Source organism: Novosphingobium sp. BL-S-32, assembly GCF_056857055.1.
In genome coordinates, this window is record NZ_CM166476.1 from 2199197 (window position 1) to 2217107 (window position 17911).

Annotated in this window: 20 protein-coding genes and 1 tRNA gene; 13 read left to right on the forward strand and 8 right to left on the reverse strand. The window is 66.5% G+C overall.

What is annotated here, in order from left to right; all coding sequences use genetic code 11:
* Positions 1-9: 9 nt before the first annotated feature.
* From AC1VVK_RS10250 to AC1VVK_RS10260, 3 genes are all read left to right on the forward strand, one after another.
* Positions 10-807, forward strand: a complete 798-nt coding sequence (locus AC1VVK_RS10250) for a bifunctional sulfur carrier protein/thiazole synthase protein (RefSeq protein ID WP_482902889.1) — start codon at positions 10-12, stop codon at positions 805-807.
* Between the two features lie 140 nt (positions 808-947).
* Positions 948-1475, forward strand: a complete 528-nt coding sequence (locus AC1VVK_RS10255; protein ID WP_482902890.1) for a hypothetical protein — start codon at positions 948-950, stop codon at positions 1473-1475.
* A gap of 190 nt (positions 1476-1665) precedes the next feature.
* A complete protein-coding gene (locus AC1VVK_RS10260; protein ID WP_482902891.1) occupies positions 1666-2775 on the forward strand; it encodes a calcium:cation antiporter in 1110 nt (369 codons plus the stop codon).
* 367 nt (positions 2776-3142) lie between these two features.
* Here the strand turns inward: AC1VVK_RS10260 and AC1VVK_RS10265 are convergent, their stop codons facing one another.
* The 3 genes from AC1VVK_RS10265 to thrS are packed head-to-tail and all read right to left on the reverse strand — an operon-like array spanning position 3143 to position 6268.
* Positions 3143-3817 carry a spermine/spermidine synthase domain-containing protein gene (locus AC1VVK_RS10265; RefSeq protein WP_482902892.1) on the reverse strand — a complete coding sequence of 225 codons (675 nt, stop codon included), beginning with the start codon at positions 3815-3817 and terminating at the stop codon, positions 3143-3145.
* A complete protein-coding gene (locus AC1VVK_RS10270) occupies positions 3814-4257 on the reverse strand; it encodes an acetyltransferase (RefSeq protein WP_482902893.1) in 444 nt (147 codons plus the stop codon). Before AC1VVK_RS10270 ends, AC1VVK_RS10265 begins: the two co-directional genes overlap by 4 nt.
* 13 nt (positions 4258-4270) lie before the next feature.
* Positions 4271-6268, reverse strand: coding sequence for a threonine--tRNA ligase (gene thrS, locus AC1VVK_RS10275; protein ID WP_132387810.1), 1998 nt, complete (start codon positions 6266-6268; stop codon positions 4271-4273).
* A 380-nt stretch (positions 6269-6648) separates the two neighbouring features.
* Between thrS and AC1VVK_RS10280 the strand changes: the two genes are divergently transcribed.
* From AC1VVK_RS10280 to AC1VVK_RS10295, 4 genes are read left to right on the forward strand one after another with little or no spacing between them, the layout of a single operon-like run.
* Complete coding sequence (locus AC1VVK_RS10280; RefSeq protein WP_482902894.1) at positions 6649-7086, forward strand: hypothetical protein; 438 nt, start codon at positions 6649-6651, stop codon at positions 7084-7086.
* Positions 7087-7123: 37 nt separating this feature from the next.
* Positions 7124-7546 (forward strand): hypothetical protein, encoded by a 423-nt coding sequence (locus AC1VVK_RS10285; RefSeq protein WP_482902895.1) that lies wholly within the window; start codon positions 7124-7126, stop codon positions 7544-7546.
* Positions 7543-7734, forward strand: coding sequence for a helix-turn-helix transcriptional regulator (locus AC1VVK_RS10290; RefSeq protein ID WP_482902896.1), 192 nt, complete (start codon positions 7543-7545; stop codon positions 7732-7734). The genes AC1VVK_RS10285 and AC1VVK_RS10290 overlap by 4 nt, the downstream gene beginning before the upstream one ends.
* Positions 7734-7916, forward strand: coding sequence for a hypothetical protein (locus tag AC1VVK_RS10295; protein WP_482902897.1), 183 nt, complete (start codon positions 7734-7736; stop codon positions 7914-7916). The genes AC1VVK_RS10290 and AC1VVK_RS10295 overlap by 1 nt, the downstream gene beginning before the upstream one ends.
* Before the next feature lies 1 nt (position 7917).
* Here the strand turns inward: AC1VVK_RS10295 and AC1VVK_RS10300 are convergent, their stop codons facing one another.
* On the reverse strand, positions 7918-9252 hold the full coding sequence (locus AC1VVK_RS10300) for a glycosyl transferase (protein WP_482902898.1): 1335 nt from the start codon (positions 9250-9252) through the stop codon (positions 7918-7920).
* 350 nt (positions 9253-9602) lie between these two features.
* Here AC1VVK_RS10300 and AC1VVK_RS10305 point away from each other — a divergent pair, with 350 nt between their 5' ends.
* From AC1VVK_RS10305 to AC1VVK_RS10315, 3 genes are read left to right on the forward strand one after another with little or no spacing between them, the layout of a single operon-like run.
* Positions 9603-10355, forward strand: a complete 753-nt coding sequence (locus AC1VVK_RS10305) for an alpha/beta fold hydrolase (protein WP_482902899.1) — start codon at positions 9603-9605, stop codon at positions 10353-10355.
* Between the two features lie 15 nt (positions 10356-10370).
* The gene (locus AC1VVK_RS10310; protein WP_482902900.1) at positions 10371-11255 is read left to right on the forward strand and encodes a tetratricopeptide repeat protein; all 885 of its coding nucleotides are present in this window, start codon (positions 10371-10373) and stop codon (positions 11253-11255) included.
* Entirely contained in the window at positions 11252-12244 is a 993-nt protein-coding gene (locus AC1VVK_RS10315) for an LLM class flavin-dependent oxidoreductase (protein WP_482902901.1), read from the forward strand. Before AC1VVK_RS10310 ends, AC1VVK_RS10315 begins: the two co-directional genes overlap by 4 nt.
* A gap of 162 nt (positions 12245-12406) precedes the next feature.
* Here the strand turns inward: AC1VVK_RS10315 and queG are convergent, their stop codons facing one another.
* The gene (queG, locus tag AC1VVK_RS10320; RefSeq protein ID WP_482902902.1) at positions 12407-13471 is read right to left on the reverse strand and encodes a tRNA epoxyqueuosine(34) reductase QueG; all 1065 of its coding nucleotides are present in this window, start codon (positions 13469-13471) and stop codon (positions 12407-12409) included.
* A 68-nt stretch (positions 13472-13539) separates the two neighbouring features.
* On the opposite strand from queG, the gene AC1VVK_RS10325 reads away from it, so the two are divergent.
* From AC1VVK_RS10325 to msrB, 3 genes are read left to right on the forward strand one after another with little or no spacing between them, the layout of a single operon-like run.
* Positions 13540-14538, forward strand: a complete 999-nt coding sequence (locus AC1VVK_RS10325) for an ABC transporter ATP-binding protein (protein ID WP_482902903.1) — start codon at positions 13540-13542, stop codon at positions 14536-14538.
* Positions 14535-15782, forward strand: coding sequence for an ABC transporter permease (locus AC1VVK_RS10330; protein WP_482902904.1), 1248 nt, complete (start codon positions 14535-14537; stop codon positions 15780-15782). The genes AC1VVK_RS10325 and AC1VVK_RS10330 overlap by 4 nt, the downstream gene beginning before the upstream one ends.
* A 57-nt stretch (positions 15783-15839) precedes the next feature.
* On the forward strand, positions 15840-16331 hold the full coding sequence (gene msrB, locus AC1VVK_RS10335; protein ID WP_482902905.1) for a peptide-methionine (R)-S-oxide reductase MsrB: 492 nt from the start codon (positions 15840-15842) through the stop codon (positions 16329-16331).
* A gap of 7 nt (positions 16332-16338) precedes the next feature.
* On the opposite strand, the gene AC1VVK_RS10340 is transcribed toward msrB, so the two are convergent.
* The 3 genes from AC1VVK_RS10340 to AC1VVK_RS10350 all read right to left on the reverse strand — a co-directional run bounded on the left by AC1VVK_RS10340 (position 16339) and on the right by AC1VVK_RS10350 (position 17805).
* The gene (locus AC1VVK_RS10340) at positions 16339-17010 is read right to left on the reverse strand and encodes a PilZ domain-containing protein (RefSeq protein ID WP_482902906.1); all 672 of its coding nucleotides are present in this window, start codon (positions 17008-17010) and stop codon (positions 16339-16341) included.
* Between the two features lie 214 nt (positions 17011-17224).
* Positions 17225-17309: transfer RNA gene (locus AC1VVK_RS10345), tRNA-Leu, on the reverse strand.
* Between the two features lie 214 nt (positions 17310-17523).
* Complete coding sequence (locus tag AC1VVK_RS10350) at positions 17524-17805, reverse strand: integration host factor subunit beta (RefSeq protein WP_132387833.1); 282 nt, start codon at positions 17803-17805, stop codon at positions 17524-17526.
* Positions 17806-17911 lie beyond the last annotated feature (106 nt).

Here is a 17911-nt window from a genome sequence, read left to right on the forward strand (position 1 = left end):
CCCGAAAGGATGCGCACCTTGACCGATACTACCGCTGCTTCCGACACCTGGACCGTCGCCGGTCGCACGTTCACCTCGCGCCTGATCGTTGGCACCGGCAAGTACAAGGATTTCGCGCAGAACGCGGCAGCGGTAGAGGCTTCGGGCGCGGAAATCGTGACCGTCGCGGTGCGCCGCGTCAATGTGTCGGACCCCAAGGCGCCGATGCTGACCGACTTCATCGACCCGAAGAAGATCACTTACCTGCCCAATACTGCCGGCTGCTTCACGGCCGACGACGCGATCCGCACCCTGCGTCTGGCGCGTGAGGCGGGCGGCTGGGATCTGGTGAAGCTGGAAGTGCTGGGCGAGGCGCGCACGCTCTATCCCGACATGCGCGAGACGCTGAAGGCCACCGAGATCCTCGCCAAGGAAGGCTTCCTGCCGATGGTTTACTGCGTGGACGATCCGATCGCGGCGAAGCAGCTTGAGGAATGCGGCGCCGTGGCGGTGATGCCGCTGGGCGCGCCAATCGGCTCGGGCCTCGGCATCCAGAACAAGGTGACGGTGCGGCTGATCGTGGAGGGCGCCAAGGTGCCCGTGCTCGTCGACGCCGGAGTCGGCACCGCGTCGGAAGCGGCCGTGGCGATGGAACTGGGCTGCGACGGCGTGCTGATGAACACCGCCATCGCCGAGGCGAAGGATCCCATCCGCATGGCCCGCGCCATGAAGCTCGCCGTGCAGGCCGGACGCGACGCATATCTTGCCGGACGCATGGGCCAGCGCCGCTATGCGGACCCTTCAAGCCCGCTTGCCGGCCTGATCTGATGGTTAACGAAATCGTTTCGGAATGCTTCCGCGAGCGACCGTAAGCAAACCTTTGCATGCTTAAGCTCTTTGTAATCTGAGAGAGCGGAAAATGGCTCTCGTGAGGAAGAGACGATCTTCCGAATCACGGGAGCCAGAGCATGACCTACCTTGGCACGGCCACAGTCACGATCAGCGAACTGCGCGAATTCGCCAGCTTCTCCGCATGCGAGCAGCGCTATATCCGGCGCAGCCTCGACGTCGGGCTTGGCCGCCACGATGCCTTCGAGCTCTGGGGGCGCAACGCCACCGAAGTGATCTCGATCCGCAAGCAGTACGCGGCCTATGACGACATCAAGTCCCTGCGTACGGCGCGGCCGGACGATGTCAGCCTTGACGATGTCGAGGTTTTCATGGGCAAGCTGCTGCGCGTGGCCGCCTTCGACCTGTCGCAGGAGCGGATTTCGTCGTTCGCGTCCTTCCGCTTTCTTTACGAGCGCCTGCTGGGGGCCTGGGTTCGGCCCTGGCTGCCCGGGGCCTTCTGCGGCGCCGCTGCCTTGCCGCAGATCCCGCCGGAGCGCCGCAAGCTGTTGCTCCATTCGATCAGCGAAGCCGCCGCCACCGCGCCCGGCTGGTCCGATCGCGAACCCTGTTTCTATCCGGAGTGGATCGAGAAGGAAGCCGCCTGAGCTTTCCTCCGATCGCTTTTCTTCCGGAGCCTGCCGGGTCGCAACCGCAACGGGCCCAGTCATGTGTCGGGGGGCATAGGCTGGAGGACGCGCCGGATGGAAACATCCGGCGCGTTTCGTTTATGGCCGGCATTCATCACCCGACTCATCCAACTGGCCGCCCGGCCAATTTCGCCTATAGTGCAGGGCCATGAGCCATTCCGAACCCACCGCCGCCAAGGCCGCCGCCCGCTTCTCCGCGTACGGCCTGGCGCCGTGGTCGCTGGTTGTTCCGATCATCGCGCTCTGCGCGGTGGCGCTGGGCAAGCCTTCGAGCATTGTCATGGCGACCATCATCGCGGTGGCACTGGGCGGCGCGGTGATGGCGGCGGTCTACCACGCCGAAGTCATCGCCCACCGCGTGGGTGAGCCGTTCGGCACGCTGATCCTGGCCTTCGCCGTGACGGTGATCGAAACCTCGCTGATCGTCTCGATCATGCTGAGCGAAGGCTCCGGCGCGCAGGCACTGGCGCGCGACACGGTGATCGCCGCGATCATGATCACCATCAACGGCATCGTCGGCGTCTGCCTGCTGCTGGGCGGCGGCCGGCATCACGAGCAGGGCTATACCCAGTCCGGCGTCAACCACGGCTTGGCCATCCTTGCGACGCTGTCGGTGTTGACGCTGGTCATGCCCAACTTCACCACCAGCAGCGCCGGCCCGTTCTACAACGACAACCAGCTGATCTTCGTCTCGATCGATGCGCTGATGCTCTACGCGACGTTCGTGGTCGCCCAGACGATCCGCCACCGCGACCACTTCCTCTATCCCGAGGAAGACGACGGCAATCACGACAAGGTGCCGGCCGCCAAGGCCATCGGCGCCGCGGTGATGCTGCCGGTGGCGCTGATCGCCGTGGTCTTGCTGGCCAAGGCGCTGTCGCCCTCGATCGAAGCGGCCGTTGCCGCGATGGGCGCGCCGCCCGCGCTGGTCGGCATCATCATTGCCGCGCTGGTGCTGCTGCCCGAAAGCCTTGCCGCGCTCAGCGCCGCGCGGGCCAATCGGGTGCAGACCAGCCTCAACCTTGCCATCGGCTCCGCGCTGGCGACGATCGGCCTGACGATTCCGGCCGTGGCGCTCACCTCGATGGCGATGGGGTTGCATCTCGAACTCGGGCTGTCGTCCAAGTCGATCGTGCTGTTGGGGCTGACTCTGCTGGTGGCGTCGATGACGCTGAGCACCGGGCGTACCACGCTGGTTCAGGGCATGGTGCATCTGGTGATCTTCGCCGCTTATCTGTTCACGACGCTGGTGCCCTAGGATTGCTGGCTTAGCCGCGCGTTGGACCTGTGCCGGGGCTGCAATGCATCAGCCAATTCCAAGCCCGTCATCCCCGCGAAGGCGGGGATCCCGCTTCTCCTGTGCAGGGCTGAGAGGTCGACAAGAAGCGGGGCCCCCGCCTTCGCGAGGGCGACGGGTTGTGAGGATGGTGGCTCGCCCCGACGCGGCTGGGGTTTCTAGGTTGTCGGAGCCGCATTTGGGATGCGCCGAATAGGTCACCCACCCTTCGTCATTGCGAGCGGAGCGAAGCAATCCAGAGCCGTCTTGTGCCACTCTGGATTGCCGCGTCGGCTTTGCCTCCTCGCAATGACGAGAGGGGAAGCTGCCGACAGGTCGACGCCGCCGCTTACTCCGGCGTAGCGAACCAGATCACGTGCTTCGGTCCCTTGCCGTTGCTGCGCGAGGAGACCTTCACTTCGTCCACCTTGAACCCGGCGCGTTCCAGACGGCGCGTGAAGGCGGGGTCGGCTCCGGCGGACCAGATCGCCAGCACACCGTCAGGCGTCAGCGCATTGCGCGCCGCGCGCAGGCCGGTCTTCGAATAGATCTGATTGTTGTCCTCGCGCACGAGGCCGTCGGGGCCGTTGTCCACGTCCAGCAGGATCGCGTCGTAGTCCGCGCGTGACCCATCGATGATATGCGCGACATCGCCCATCACCAGATTGACCCGGGGATTGTCGAGGCAGCCCTGCGCCAGTTCGGCCATCGGTCCGCGCGCCCATTCGATGATCTCGGGCACCAGTTCGACGACCGTGAGCTTCGAATCCTCGGGCAGCGTGCGCAGCGCGGCGCGCAGGGTGAAGCCCATGCCGTAACCGCCGATCAGCATGTGCGGGCGCTTGGTCACGCCCTTGATGCGATCCCACGCCATGGTGGCGAGGGCTTCCTCGCTGCCCCACTTGCGCGTGGACATCAGCTCGTTGTGGCCCAGCACGATCATGTAGTCCCGATCGTGCTTGTAGAGTTCGAGCTTCTCCCCGTCCGGGATCCACGCGGTGTCGATGAGTTCGCGCTTGATCATGCTGATGTCTTTCCGGGATGGCGCAAGTGAATGAGGGGGTAGGGGCGGCCATCCGCGTCGCGTTCGGATCGGCCGATGCGCAGAAAACCGCGCGATTCGTAGAAGGGCAGGGCGTTGTCGGCCTGCTCGTTGGCATCGACGCGGGCCTGCGGCTCCAGCGCCAGCGCATGGGCGACCAAGGCGGAGCCGAAGCCCTGCCCGTGGACCGCCGGATCGACGAAGAGCGCCTCTATCGATCCCTCCGCGAAGACCATGAAGCCTTGCGCGGTGCCGTCCGCATCCTCGGCGATCCACAAGGGGACCGCCGGGAGCATCGCTTCGACGTGACCCGCGATCTCGGCCTTGTGCTCCGCCGACAGGAAGCCGTGGGTGGCATCCACCGCCGCGCGCCAGATGGCAAAGGCGCGCGGGGCGTCGTCAGGGGAGCCGGGCCGGATCATCGGGGCCCGGTCATCACAGCAGGTCGGGCGCGGTGGCCTCGGCCTTGAGCATGGCAATCGCCTCGTCTAGGGTCATGACCTTCTGGTGCTCGGCACCCAGCGTGCGGATGGCGACAGTGCCTTCCTCGGCCTCGCGCTTGCCGACCACCAGAAGGTGCGGAACCTTCTTCATCGAATGGTCGCGCACCTTGTAGTTGATCTTTTCGTTGCGCAGGTCGGTCTCGACGCGCACGCCGGCGGCCTTGAGCTTCTGCGAGACTTCCTGCGCATAGCCATCCGCATCGGAGACGATCGTCGTCACCACGGCCTGGACCGGGGCGAGCCAGACCGGCAGCTTGCCGGCGAAGTGCTCGATCAGGATGCCGATGAATCGCTCGTACGAACCGAAGATCGCGCGGTGCAGCATGACCGGGCGGTGACGGTCGCCGTCCTCGCCGATATAGCTGGCGTCGAGACGCTCGGGCAGCACACGGTCGGACTGGATCGTGCCCACCTGCCAGGTGCGGCCGATGGCGTCGGTCAGGTGCCATTCCAGCTTCGGCGCATAGAACGCGCCTTCGCCGGGGAGTTCTTCCCAGCCGTATTCCTCGGTGGCGAGGCCGGCGTTGACGACGGCGTTGCGCAGCTCGTCCTCAGCCTTGTCCCACATCTCCTCGGTGCCGAAGCGATTGTCGGGACGCAGGGCGAGCTTGATCGCGTACGTGAAGCCGAAATGCTTGTAGACGCGGTCGGCCAGTTCGCAGAACGCCTGCACTTCGCTGACGATCTGGTCCTCGCGGCAGAAGATATGCGCATCGTCCTGCGTGAACTGGCGCACGCGCATCAGGCCATGCAGCGCGCCATGCGGCTCGTTGCGGTGGCAGCAGCCGTTCTCATAGAGGCGCAGCGGCAGATCGCGGTAGGACTTGATGCCCTGGCGGAAGATCAGCACGTGCGCCGGGCAGTTCATCGGCTTCAGCGCCATCCACTCGGCCGCATCGGACACGATCGGGCCTTCGTCCTCGACGTTGGGCACCTCGTCGGGGATGACGAACATGTTCTCGCGGTACTTGCCCCAGTGGCCGGACTGCTCCCACTGGCGCGCGTCCATCACCTGCGGGGTCTTCACCTCGCGGTAGCCGGCGCCGTCGATGGCGCGGCGCATGTAGGCTTCCAGCTCGCGCCAGATCAGATAGCCCTTGGGGTGCCAGAACACCGAACCGTGCGCTTCCTGCTGGAGGTGGAACAGGTCCATCTCGTTGCCGAGCTTGCGGTGGTCGCGCTTGGCGGCTTCCTCAAGGCGCGTGAGGTGGGCGGCAAGCTGCTTCTTGTTCAGCCAGCCGGTGCCGTAGATGCGCGAAAGCATCGCGTTCTTCTGGTCGCCGCGCCAGTAGGCGCCGGAAACGCGCGTCAGCTTGAACGCGGCGGGGTCCAGCTTGCCGGTGGAGGGCAGGTGCGGCCCGCGGCACATATCCAGCCAGTCCTCGCCCGACCAGTACACGGTCAGCGGCTCATCGCCCGGCAGTTCGGCGGCCCATTCGGCCTTGAAGTTCTCGCCCTGCTGCTTCCAGCGGCTGATCAGCGTTTCGCGGTCCCAGACCTCGCGGCGCAGCGGCTTGTCGGCGGCGATGATCTTGCGCATTTCGGCCTCGATGGCCGGCAGGTCGTCATCGGTGAACGGCCCGCGCTCCGGATTCGGGGCGAAGTCGTAATAGAAACCGTCGTCCGTCGAAGGGCCGAAAGTGATCTGCGTGCCGGGGAACAGCGCCTGCACCGCTTCGGCCAGAACGTGCGCGAAATCGTGGCGGGCAAGGTCCAGCGCCTCGGCTTCGTCGCGGCTGGTCACCAGCGCGAGATTGGCATCGCCGGTGAAAGGCAGGCTCAGGTCTACCAGCTCGCCGTCGATCTTCGCGGCAAGCGCGGCCTTGGCAAGGCCGGGGCCGATGGCGGCGGCGACGTCGGCAGGCGTAGAGCCCTGCGGCATTTCGCGGACCGAACCGTCGGGCAGGCTGATCTTGAACATCTCGGACATCGAACTCGTCTTTCCGGTTTCCAGCGGCGCTTGGGATTACCTGGGCCCATGGCACAGGCGCGCGCGCGGGTGAAGCTCTGGCGCCGCTATTTTGGCCGAATTCGGGAGAGTGACGCCGCTCGCCCGAACCCCGGGCGACGGTGGCAGCGCGATCAGGCCGCGACCAACCGTCCCCGGGGGCCCCGGGTGGTAGTAGTGGTCGAGGTGGTGCGCAGTTGCGTCATCGCGGCGTGATGTAGCGATAGTCGGCGGAAAAGTCACCCCGCATCGGCCATGGAAAGGATACACGTCATTTTGTAAAGTAAGCTTGTCATTTGATCCGGTGCCGATGTAAAGTGGGCTTGTCATCCCGGCGATGACGATTCGAATGGAGTCGTTCCATGACAAGGCCCGCATCCTCGTATTCGGCCGCGTTCACTCCGGCCCAGCGGCGGCACAACCGCCGGTCGCTGGCGGCTCTTGCAGTCTATGCGCTGGTGCTACCGCCGATCGTCTGGCTGCGCATGCATGCCGATATCTATCCGCTGGAGCAGCCGTGGCTGGCCCTGCTCTCGCTGGTTCCGGCGCTGCCGCTGATCGCGATCTTCCTCAATTTCGCGCGCTATCTGTCCGAAGAGAGCGACGAATACATACGCCTGATGGTCATGCGCCAGATCCTCGTCGCGACGACGGTGGCGATGTGCTGCGCGGTGGTCTGGGGCTTCCTCAGCGAACTGGGCGGGATGCGGCCGATTGCCAATTACTGGATCGCGGTGGTCTGGGTGGTGACGCAAAGCACCTGGGGCCTCGTCCAGCGATTGCGGGCCGGAAGGCCGTGACAGTTCCCCTTACATCACGTCGAACGGAGCATGGGACATGACCTCGCATCGCAAAAATCCGGCCTATCGCCGTTACGTCCGGCGCATGCAGCCGCTGAGCCTGCTGTACGTGTGTGCCATAGCGCTGGCGACCCGACTGATCCCCAATGGCGCACCCGCCGATGCGCGAACGGTGGGCTTGGCGCTGTTGCCGGGGCTGGCGATAGTCGGTTGGATCTGGGCCATGGGCCGCCTGCTGGTCGAGCTTGATGACGAATATCTGCGGATGCTGGAAGTCCGCAAATTCCTTGTCGCCACGGGCCTCACATTGGGCGTTTGTAGTGTTTGGGGCATCCTTGAACTGTTTTCGCCCCAAGTACCTAAGCTGCCGGTATTTTTTGTGTTTCCTCTGTGGGCGGTTGGGCTGTTGTTGGGCATGTTGGTGAACCGCTTCCGTTTCGGCGGGGCACAGTCGACATGAAGAACCGCCTCAAGGTCCTGCGCGCGGAGCGCGGCTGGAGCCAGCAGGACCTTGCCGAGCGGCTGGAGGTCAGCCGTCAGAGCGTGAACGCCATCGAAACCGGCAAATACGATCCCTCGCTACCGCTGGCATTTCGGATCGCCGAACTATTTGATATGCGTATCGAAGAGGTTTTCCAGAAGGGGTGATGGCGATGCTCGGGCGGCCCGATCCGCGCAAAATCGGCACTTGGGCTGCGGTCGCGCTCGCGGTGGCGTTTGCCCTCGGGATGCTGCACGAAAGCGCTGCCGGTCGTCGCGAAACGGCCCAGAGCGGCCCTCCGGCGGCCACTACCGTCATTGTCCGCGTGATCGGCCCGACACTGCTCTGACTTAGTGCAGCGTCACCTTGCGGCGGCGCCAGGCTAGCCGCTCCAGCGACGCCACCACCAGCCACCCCGCCGCCATGCACACGAACGGCATGATCGGGTAGTGGAACCGCGACTGGCCCGAGAACACCAGACTGATCGCCGTCGGATAGAGCGCAAGGGCATAAGGCAGCAGCCACCAGCCCGCCCAGCGCGTCCGGTCGTGCAGCCGCCGCACTGTCATCACCACGAAGGCAAGCGCGAAGCCCAGCATCAGCAGCAGGTAATAGCCCTGATTCACCCAGCGCAGCGCGCGGTACACGGCGGGCAGCCGGGCATAGCTGGGCGCTCCGGCCTGATAGGCCCACTCGGCCTCGCCATCGGGCAGCCACAGCCTTGCCAGTTTCTGCGGGGCGAGGGCGAGGAATTCGTGCGGGTGATCGGCGATCCAGCCGAAGGCCAGCCGCCGCGCCTCGGCATCGCGCGCCGTTTCATCGAGGTCGGTGCGGGCCATCAGCGCTCTCACCACTGGCGCATTGGGCGAATAGTCGCCGTTCGCGCCGTCGTGATTGCCGGTGAGCAGGGTATAGCCGTCGTTGGTCGAGATCGCGATCCAGTGGCCCATCTGCACCCGGTTGCGCACGGCCCACGGCGCGACCACCAGCGCCGCTGCGGCGAGGACCACCATGGCGTCCACCACCAGCCCGGGCAGGCGCTTGCCCATCGGCTTCATCCGCAGCCAGTCGACCAGGAAGATCAGCGGCACAGCGACCAGAGTCTGCGCCTTCACCAGCGTCGCGAAGCCGAACACCAGCCCGGCACCGATCAGTTGCAGGCGGTTCTCGCGCGCGATCACGGCCCAGCATGCGGCCATCAGCAGCAGCGTGTAGAACACCTCGGTCAGCGCCAGCGGCACATAGGCGATGGCATTGGGATAGATCGCCAGCAACAGCAGCCCCAGCCGCGCCGCGCCCTCGCTCGCGAACAGGCGGCGGCCCAGTGCGAGCGTCAGCAGCCCGATCAGTAGCGCGGACACCAGATTGAAGATCCCCAGCGTCACCGGAGAGACGCCGAACTGGCTGAACGCAAAGCCCAGCGCCAGCGGCCAACCCGGCGGCCAGAACGCGGTCGGCTGGCCCAGATCGCTGAGGTATCCGGCGCCCGAGGCCATGCCCGCCGCGCGCAGGGCATACCACTGCGCGTCCGAGCTGGGCGTCACGTCCACGAACAGCACGGCGACCCGCAGCGCGAAATAGACCGCCCAGATCGCCAGCAGGACCGAGCGTTCGGTGGCGAACCATTCCAGCCGCAGGGCCAGCCGGCTCGGTCTCGTGGGAAAATCGAGTATCTGCGCGGACATCGTGCGGCGGGATCCTGAAACGGGCGCTTGCGGAATGCCTTACGCGCTGCACGGGGGGCGCGGCAACCGTCTGGTATCGGTGCGCCCCGGAGAGGGTGTGGTCAAAGGACGGATCTCCGCACGCTGACACGAGACAATCAAACCTCGTCGTCCCCGCGAAGGCGGGGACCCCGCTTTTCTTGCGGCGTGGAAAGAAGGAAGCGGGGCCCCCGCCTTCGCGGCGGCGACGGGAGGTTATTGGGGCGAACTCATGCAGGCCTGCCGCCCAAGCTGAACCTTCACCCACTCTCCGGCATCTTTCCCCTCCTCACCCCTTGCCGTCCCCCGGCCGCACCCCCACAATCGCGGGCATGACCGAAATCCGTTTCCACGAAATGCCCGACGGGCGCCGCATCGCCCATCGTTTCACTCCCGGCGTCGGCCCCACTCTCATCTTCCTGCCCGGCTACATGTCCGACATGACCGGCAGCAAGGCTACCGCGCTGTTCGACATGGCGGTCGCCAGCGGCCGCGCCTGTCTGCTGCTCGACTATTCGGGCTGCGGGGAGAGTCCGGGCGATTTCGCCGATGGCACGCTCAGCCGCTGGCGGGACGAAGTGCTCGCGCTGATCGCCGCAGCGGGGCTGGGGGAAGTGGTGCTGGTCGGCTCGTCGATGGGCGGCTGGCTGATGCTGATGGTGGCCGAGGCGCTGCCGGACCGGGTGAAGGGGCTGGTCGGCGTGGCCGCCGCGCCGGACTTCACCGACTGGGGCGTGGCCCAGATGGACAAGAACGTGCTGGCCGATGGCGAGACGATCTGGGAAGACAATCCTTACGGCCCCGAACCCACGCCCACGCATCCCGGCTTCTGGGCGGACGGACAGGCTAACCTCATGTTGGAGCGGCAAATCGCCTTCGACGGCCCGGTCCGCCTGCTGCACGGCCAGGGCGATCCCGATGTGCCCTGGGAGATTTCGGTGCGTCTGGCCGAAAAGCTGCGTTCATCCGAGGTGCAGGTCATTCTCATCAAGGACGGCGATCACCGTCTCTCGCGCGAATCCGACGTCCATGTCCTGCTGCGCAGCGTGGCCGAACTGGTCCTTTCCCGAGCCCCGGCGGCCTGATCCGGAGACCATCCCATGCCCGTCCTGCTCCCCCTCATGCTGATGCAAGCCAATTTCGATCCGAGCGGCATCAACAGCCCGTATTCTTCGGCGCTCCCGCGTGAGATTGTCGACAAGAAGAATGAGGAGGACCGCAAGCGCCGGGCCGAGCAGGCGGCCGATGCCGCCGCCGCCGCTGGCCCGGCGGTTCCGGAGTCGAACGAAGGCTGCATGCTCGCGGTCGAATCGGACCCCGCGCACTCGGCCGAGGTCGCCCGGCAGGCGATGAACGAGGCGCAGGGCCGCACGCGCGTCCGCGCCGGGCTGTGCCTGGGCGCCGCGCTGGCCGCGCTGGACCGCTGGGACGAGGCACGCACCGCCTTCATCCAGGCGCGCGATGCCGCCGATCTCGAAGACCATGTGAGCCGCGCGCGCCTTGGCGCCATGGCGGGAAATGCCGCGCTGGGCGGCGGCAAACCGGGGGAGGCGCTGTCCATCCTCGCGCCCGCCGTCGCCGATGCCAAGGCGGCGGAGGACAATGCCCTGCTCGCCTCTATCTCGCTCGACCGCTCGCGCGCGCTGGTCGCGCTGAATCAGCTGGACGAAGCGGGGACCGCGCTGGCCGATGCCCGCACGGCCGCGCCCGGCGATCCGCAGGTCTGGCTGCTTTCGGCTACGCTGTCGCGCCGCCAGAACAAGCTGGCCGAAGCCCAGACCCAGATCGAGAAAGCCGCCGAACTCGCCCCGCAGGATCCCGAAGTCGGGCTGGAGGCAGGCGTTATCGCCGTGCTGGCGGGCCGCGACGAGGCGGCGCGGCGCAGCTGGAATTCGGTGGTCGCCACCAGCCCCAACAGCCCGCAGGCGGCAACCGCCAAGGGCTACCTTGCCCAGCTCGGCCCCGAAGCGAAAGGCCATCCATGATCCCACTTTCGGTCCTCGATCTCGTTACGGTTCGCGAAGGCGGCACCGTTGCCGAAGCGCTGGCGATTTCCGCTCGTACGGCACAAGTTGCTGAAAAAGCGGGCTACAAGCGCTTCTGGGTGGCTGAGCACCACGGCATGGACGGCATTGCCGGCGGGGCCACTTCGGTCGTGCTCGCGCATGTCGGCGCGGCCACCTCGACCATCCGCATCGGCGCGGGCGGCATCATGCTGCCCAACCACACGCCCTATGTGATCGCCGAGCAGTTCGGCACGCTTGCGGCGCTGTTCCCGGGCCGGGTCGACCTTGGCCTCGGGCGCGCGGCGGGGGCCGATGGGCGATTGGCCAATGCCTTGCGCAAGGACATCGTCGGTGCATCGGAGCGCTTCCCGCAGGACGTGGTCGAATTGCAGGCGCGCTTCGCCGGGCAGGCAGTGGGCGGCGTTTCCGCACCGCAGGCCGACGGCGCAGAGGTCGAGATGTGGATTCTCGGGTCCAGCCTGTTCGGCGCGCAACTGGCTGCCATGCTCGGCCTGCCCTATGCCTTCGCCTCGCACTTCGCGCCTGCCATGCTGGACGAGGCCGGACGGATCTATCGCGAGCGGTTCCAGCCGGGGAAAGGGCTCGACAAGCCGCACTTCATGGCCGCGATCAACGTCTTCGCGGCGGATACCGACGAGGAGGCGCATTACCTCGCCTCGTCCACCGACCAGAGCTTCGTGGCGCTGCGCACCGGTACGCCAGGCCGCCTGCCGCCGCCGATCCGCGACTATCGCGCCGGTCTGCCGGGATCGGCGCGGGCGATGCTGGAACAGGTCCGCTCGGTCAGCGCCGTCGGCACTCCGGCGCGGGTGCGGGATGAGATTCTTGCCTTCCGTGATCGGACGCAGGCGGACGAACTGATCGTCTCGGGCGCGATGTTCGATCCGGATGCGCAGATGCGGTCGCTGGAGCTGGCGATGGGGGCTTTGGAAGGGGCGAAGGTTTAAGGCGCGGATCGGGGGCGTCCTGTTCCTCCCCTGCAAGGGGAGGGGGACCGCCCGAAGGGTGGTGGAGGGGTGTCAGCCTTTCAGCCGAGCGCCTCGCCGAGAGCGTTACACCCCTCCGTCAGCCCTGACGGGCTGCCACCTCCCCTTGCAGGGGAGGAATTTCTAGGTCCTCGTCAATTCTCCGGCAGCCCAAACGGCCGCATCGGCAACCGCCTCGTCGGCGTCGCCCAGCAACGCCTCCACCACCGGCAATAGCGCCGCCCGCCCGCTGTTCCCCGCCGCATAGAGACAATTGCGCACGAAGCGATTGCGGCCGATCCGCTTGATCGGCGAGCCGGAAAACAGCTTCCGAAACCCCGCATCGTCCAGCACCAGCAGGTCCGCGAGTTCCGGCGCGGTGAGTTCGGCGCGCGGCAGGAATGCCTTCATCGTATGCGCGGTCTCCGCGAATTTGTTCCACGGGCAGACCGCCAGACAATCGTCGCAGCCGTAGATGCGATTGCCCAGCGCAGCGCGGAATTCCTCCGGTATCGGCCCCTTGTGCTCGATCGTCAGATAGCTGACGCAGCGCCGCGCATCGAGGCGGTAGGGTGCGGGAAAAGCGCCGGTCGGGCAGGCATCCTGACAGGCGCGGCACGATCCGCAGCGGTCGCGGCCGGGGGTGGAGAGCGGCAGGTCCAGCGTTGTGTAGATCTCGCCCAGGAACAGCCATGAGCCGTGCTCGCGGCTGACCACATTGGTGTGCTTGCCCTGCCAGCCGAGCCCGGCCTCGGCCGCCAGCGGCTTTTCCATGACCGGCGCGGTATCGGTGAAGACTTTGACCCCGGCCTCCCCGAAACCGCGCTTGCGGGCCTCTTCGACCAGCCAGCGGGCGAGGTGCTTGAGCGCCTTCTTGACCACGTCGTGATAGTCCGCGCCTTGCGAATAGACCGAGATCCGGCCCACTTCGGGCGTACCGGCCAGCGCGAGGGGATCGGCGGCGGGCGCATAGCTCATGCCCAGCGCGATGACCCGCCGCGATTCGGGCCAGAGCCCTTGCGGCGAGCGGCGGTGGTGGGCGCGGTCGGCCATCCACTCCATGGAGCCGTGCATGCCCTCTGCCAGCCACGAATCGAGTCGGGCCGCACGGGCGGGATCCTCTTCCGCTCCCGCTATGCCGAAGGCGCAGAAACCCAGCGCGCGGGCTTGCGCTTCAAGGTCCCCCGCCAATAGGCTCAGGGGGGGCACTTCACTTATCGGGTTGTTAACCAAGCTTGCGGATGCTCCGGTTCACGGCATGAGGATAAATGGCCTCCATGAACATCGCACTAGGAGATTGGCCCTTGGCCAGCAATGAGGGAGGTCAGGCCGACGGGCGGCCTCTCGCGATCGAGGCGCGCGGCCTCGTGAAGCGCTTCGACGGGTTCACCGCGGTCGACGGGGTGGACCTTCAGGTGCCGGTGGGCGCGGTCTACGGCATCCTTGGCCCCAACGGCGCGGGCAAGACGACGACCTTGCGCATGCTGCTCGGCATCATCGATCCGGACGAGGGAACTCGCCGGATTCTGGGCGCGGAGCGGCCGCACGACGTGGCCCATGCCATCGGCTACCTGCCCGAGGAGCGTGGTCTCTATCCGGCGATGAAGGCGACCGAGGCGATCGCATTCCTCGGCTCGCTGCGGGGCCTGCCGCTGAAGGAAGGGCGCAAGCGCGCGCACGAACTGCTCGAACGCCACGGCCTCGGCTATGCGGCGGACCGGCAGATTCGCCAACTTTCCAAAGGCATGGCGCAGCAGGTGCAGATTCTGGGCACGCTGGTCCACCGCCCGCGACTCGTGATTTTCGATGAGCCCTTCTCGGGCCTCGACGCGCTGAATCAGGGCAAGCTCGAAAAGATGATGCGCGGGCTGGCGGAGGAGGGGACGACGGTGATCTTCTCCACCCACGTCATCGCCCATGCCGAGCGGCTGTGCGACGATGTGGCGATCATCGCCGGCGGCAAAGTGCCTTTCGCGGGCCCAGTCGACGTCGCGCGCGATCGCATTCGCCCGCAAGTCCGGCTGGAAACCCGCGCCGAGGACGGTCCGTGGCGGGCTGCGCTTCCCGCCGACCTGCGGCGTGAGGGCGCGTTCTGGAACTTCTCGCTGCCCGAAGCCGGTGTCGAGCCGCTGCTGCGCGCGCTGATCGAGGGCGATGCGGGAATCCTCTCGCTCTCCATCGAGCGCGCGGGGCTGCACGATGCCTTTGTGGCCATTGCCGGTGAGGCAGCGGCGAGGGCGCTGGAAGAAAGCCCCGAACAGGAGCAGGCCCGATGAGCGACAAGACCCGCACTGGCATTCGTACGGGCCGCCTCTCGGTCCTTGCCGCCGCCTGGGTGGTGGCCCGGCGCGATTTCACGGCGATCCTGTTCAGCCGCAGCTTCTTCTTCTTCCTGCTGGGGCCGCTGTTCCCGGTGATCGTCGGCGCTTTGGCCGGCAGTGTCGGCGCGCGCGTGCAGGCGAGCGCGGAGCAGCCGGGCCTTGGCGTGGCGATGAGCGCCGCCGATGTCGATGCTCTCAGTGCCGCAAGGGCGCGGCTCGTCCCGGCGCTGGGCGATGCGATACCCAATCTGATCGTGCTGCAAAAGCTGGCGCCCGGCCAGACGTTCGACGCCCGCGCGGCGCTGGCGGGGAAAAAGGGCGTCGCTGCCGTCCTTACGGGCACGCTGGCCGAACCGGTCCTGACCGGCCCCGATGGGCTGATCGGCAACTGGCGCGGTCCGGTCTCGATGCTGGCGGTGCAGGCCCGCTCGGGTCACGTGATCGCCTATCCGGAGATCGCGCTGCAACCCGTGGCGACGAGTTCGGCGGGCGAGCGCCGGGGCCGCCTGACCACCGCGCAGAGCGCGCAGATGATGCTGTTCCTGCTGACGATGATGCTGGCGGGCATGGTCCTGTCCAACCTTGTTGAGGAAAAGGGCAACAAGATCATTGAGGTGCTGGCTGCCGCGATTCCGATGGATTCGGTGTTCTTCGGCAAGCTTTTCGCGATGCTGGGTGTCTCGCTGGTGGGCATCGGCACCTGGGCGGCGGCGGGATCGCTGGTGTTCCTGCTGGGCGGATCGCACCTGCCGCATCTGGCCGAACCGGCGGTGGGCTGGCCGATGCTGATCGGGCTGGGCGTGGTCTATTTCGCGATGGCCTATCTGTTGCTCGGCTCGGTGTTCCTGTCGATCGGTTCGATGGCGACCACCGTGCGTGAGGTGCAGACCCTGTCGATGCCGGTGACGATGCTGCAATTGATGGTGTTCTTCTTCGCCAGCTTCGCAATGACCCAGCCCGGCAGTACGGTCGAGACCGCTGCCCTGATCTTCCCGTTCAGCTCGCCCTTCGCGATGCTGGCGCGGGGGGCGCAGGATCCGGCGATCCTGCCGCATGTGCTGGCCATCGGCTGGCAGGCGCTGTGGGTCGTCGTGTTGGTGCGGATCGGCGCGCGGCTGTTCCGCTCGCGGGTGATGAAATCGGGACCGGCGCGCGCGGGCAAGCGCACAAAGGCCCGCCGCGCCGCGGAAGCCGTGTAACCGGACGGGAGCGCACGGCGAACTGGGAGTAGAGGACTGGTTGCCGGGAGAGCTTCGATGCCGATTCGATCGACGCGCCGCGAGATTCTGGGCTGGCTGGGGGTGGGCGCCGCGATGCCGGTGCTTGCCGCCTGCGGCATCGACCCGGCCGAGGCGAAGAACTATCCCGTCAGCTACAGCACGGCGGACTGGCGGCGGCGGCTGACGCCCGCGCAGTTCCACGTGCTGCGTGAGGCGGGGACCGAAGCGTCCTTCTCCTCGCCGCTCGATAGCGAGCACCGCAAAGGCACATTCCTTTGTGCCGCCGATGGCAATCCGCTGTTCTCCTCTGCCACCAAGTTTGACAGCCACACCGGCTGGCCCAGTTTCTGGAAGCCGCTGCCCGGCGCGGTGGAGATGTCGACCGACTATATGATCGGCGTCCCCCGAACCGAGGTGCACTGCGCGCGTTGCGGCGGGCATCTCGGCCATGTCTTCGACGACGGGCCGCCGCCGACCGGCAAGCGCTATTGCATGAACGGCGTGGCCATGGCGTTCCGCCCCGGCTGAGCGCGACTCAATCCTCCGGCGCGGCGGAATCCTTGGTTGCCGGTACCGCGACCTGCATGCGCGAGGTGCGCAGGGCCAATTGCTCCAGACTCAGGAGCTGGCCGAAGACCAGGCCATAGTCCGGATGCCGACGCCAGCAGACGGTGGCATCGAAGCCCGGCAACTCGCTGGCGGAAAGCCGCAGCCTCTGGCCTATCGCGAGCATCTGATCGGTTTCGATTCCGGCCCCTTGCCGCGAAAGATCGCGAATCGTGGCGGGATAGTCCTGTCCGGCAAAGGCGATCACCGCGGGATGATCGACCCGCAGGCGTACCGGGCGCTTGGGGAAGGGGCCGGCCTCGGCAATGAAGCGGATCAGATCGACCGGGCCGACGAAACGGAAACCGGCCTCACCGCCTTCTTCCCACACCTGTTCCATCGGAAAGCGCTCTCCGGTGGTGATTTCAAGCGCGTAATCGTCGGCGACGGGAAGGTCATGGAAGAGCTTGAGCTTGACCCCGCTCTCGGAAACGTCGCGCACGATGCACAGATATTCGCGCCCGTTTCCGATCAGCTTGGCCTGACGCAGCAGCAGCGCGAATCGCGGCTGGTCGCGTTGGTCAGGGGCCCGGCCGGTGGGTGCGGGCGATGGTTCGATATCGGCCTCTGCGCCCGGCGGCACGCGGTCGGGATAAGTCATGTCGTGGTGCACCCCTGTCGATCGTTCTGCCCGAATTCCGGCGAATCGCCATCCGTCCGCCATGCCGGCGCGAAGGTGAGCGACCGCGATCGGTCCTGAGACCGGTCGGATTCGATATCTGTTGCGAGCCAAGCGGGTACGTCACCGAGAATACCGATTCGCGGGTTACCGAAGTGTGAAGACTATTCCGGGGGAGGCTGTCCCGTTCAGGGGCTGGTGCGGGCGGCGGGACTCGAACCCGCACTGGGATACCCAAGGGGATTTTAAGTCCCCGGCGTCTACCATTCCGCCACGCCCGCACAGCGTGCCTGTGCACGCAGCCGCTGGCGATCTGGCAGATCGCGGCGCACCGGGCAACAGCGTAAAAGCAGGATCCGGGGACAACGATTGTCTGAAAAGAGCGATTGGACGGGCCGTCACAGCGCAACAGCCCGCGCGCTGGTGGCGCCGGCTATCTCACCGAACGGCCGTGCAAATCGGGGCAAATCCGGACCGGGCCGGAGTTTGCGGACCTCAGTGCACGTTCAGGCGCGCGCGCATTTCCTTGCCCGGCTTGAAATAGGGCACGCGCTTTTCCGGCACTTCCACGCTTTCGCCGGTTCGCGGATTGCGACCCTTGCGGCTTTCGCGGTGGCGCGTGGAGAAAGCACCGAATCCACGAAGCTCCACACGGCCCCCATCGGCGAGTCGCTGGGCGATCTCGTCAAAAAAGGTGTCGACAGCGCGCTCCACGTCTTCAGAGCGCAGTTCGGGATTTTCCTTCGAAAGGGCTTGCAGCAGTTCAGATCTGATCATCGCGCACCTTCCCTAGAGCCAGCCGAAAAAAATCCGCGGCCACGCCCGAATCACAATATTTCGCGTGACTTGGATCGCTCTGAACCAGAAAATGCCACTGCCGGGG

What these genes read in the sequence shown, in the direction of transcription:
- AC1VVK_RS10265 (WP_482902892.1), bottom strand. Translation starts at nt 3,817, where the DNA reads ATGATCAAGCGCGAACTCATCGACACCGCGTGGATCCCGGACGGGGAG.
- AC1VVK_RS10255 (WP_482902890.1), top strand. Translation starts at nt 948, where the DNA reads ATGACCTACCTTGGCACGGCCACAGTCACGATCAGCGAACTGCGCGAA.
- AC1VVK_RS10300 (WP_482902898.1), bottom strand. Translation starts at nt 9,252, where the DNA reads ATGTCCGCGCAGATACTCGATTTTCCCACGAGACCGAGCCGGCTGGCC.
- AC1VVK_RS10310 (WP_482902900.1), top strand. Translation starts at nt 10,371, where the DNA reads ATGCCCGTCCTGCTCCCCCTCATGCTGATGCAAGCCAATTTCGATCCG.
- msrB (WP_482902905.1), top strand. Translation starts at nt 15,840, where the DNA reads ATGCCGATTCGATCGACGCGCCGCGAGATTCTGGGCTGGCTGGGGGTG.
- AC1VVK_RS10350 (WP_132387833.1), bottom strand. Translation starts at nt 17,805, where the DNA reads ATGATCAGATCTGAACTGCTGCAAGCCCTTTCGAAGGAAAATCCCGAA.
- AC1VVK_RS10330 (WP_482902904.1), top strand. Translation starts at nt 14,535, where the DNA reads ATGAGCGACAAGACCCGCACTGGCATTCGTACGGGCCGCCTCTCGGTC.
- AC1VVK_RS10280 (WP_482902894.1), top strand. Translation starts at nt 6,649, where the DNA reads ATGACAAGGCCCGCATCCTCGTATTCGGCCGCGTTCACTCCGGCCCAG.
- AC1VVK_RS10285 (WP_482902895.1), top strand. Translation starts at nt 7,124, where the DNA reads ATGACCTCGCATCGCAAAAATCCGGCCTATCGCCGTTACGTCCGGCGC.
- AC1VVK_RS10315 (WP_482902901.1), top strand. Translation starts at nt 11,252, where the DNA reads ATGATCCCACTTTCGGTCCTCGATCTCGTTACGGTTCGCGAAGGCGGC.
- AC1VVK_RS10340 (WP_482902906.1), bottom strand. Translation starts at nt 17,010, where the DNA reads ATGACTTATCCCGACCGCGTGCCGCCGGGCGCAGAGGCCGATATCGAA.
- thrS (WP_132387810.1), bottom strand. Translation starts at nt 6,268, where the DNA reads ATGTCCGAGATGTTCAAGATCAGCCTGCCCGACGGTTCGGTCCGCGAA.
- AC1VVK_RS10305 (WP_482902899.1), top strand. Translation starts at nt 9,603, where the DNA reads ATGACCGAAATCCGTTTCCACGAAATGCCCGACGGGCGCCGCATCGCC.
- AC1VVK_RS10250 (WP_482902889.1), top strand. Translation starts at nt 10, where the DNA reads ATGCGCACCTTGACCGATACTACCGCTGCTTCCGACACCTGGACCGTC.
- AC1VVK_RS10295 (WP_482902897.1), top strand. Translation starts at nt 7,734, where the DNA reads ATGGCGATGCTCGGGCGGCCCGATCCGCGCAAAATCGGCACTTGGGCT.
- AC1VVK_RS10270 (WP_482902893.1), bottom strand. Translation starts at nt 4,257, where the DNA reads ATGATCCGGCCCGGCTCCCCTGACGACGCCCCGCGCGCCTTTGCCATC.
- AC1VVK_RS10260 (WP_482902891.1), top strand. Translation starts at nt 1,666, where the DNA reads ATGAGCCATTCCGAACCCACCGCCGCCAAGGCCGCCGCCCGCTTCTCC.
- AC1VVK_RS10325 (WP_482902903.1), top strand. Translation starts at nt 13,540, where the DNA reads ATGAACATCGCACTAGGAGATTGGCCCTTGGCCAGCAATGAGGGAGGT.
- AC1VVK_RS10290 (WP_482902896.1), top strand. Translation starts at nt 7,543, where the DNA reads ATGAAGAACCGCCTCAAGGTCCTGCGCGCGGAGCGCGGCTGGAGCCAG.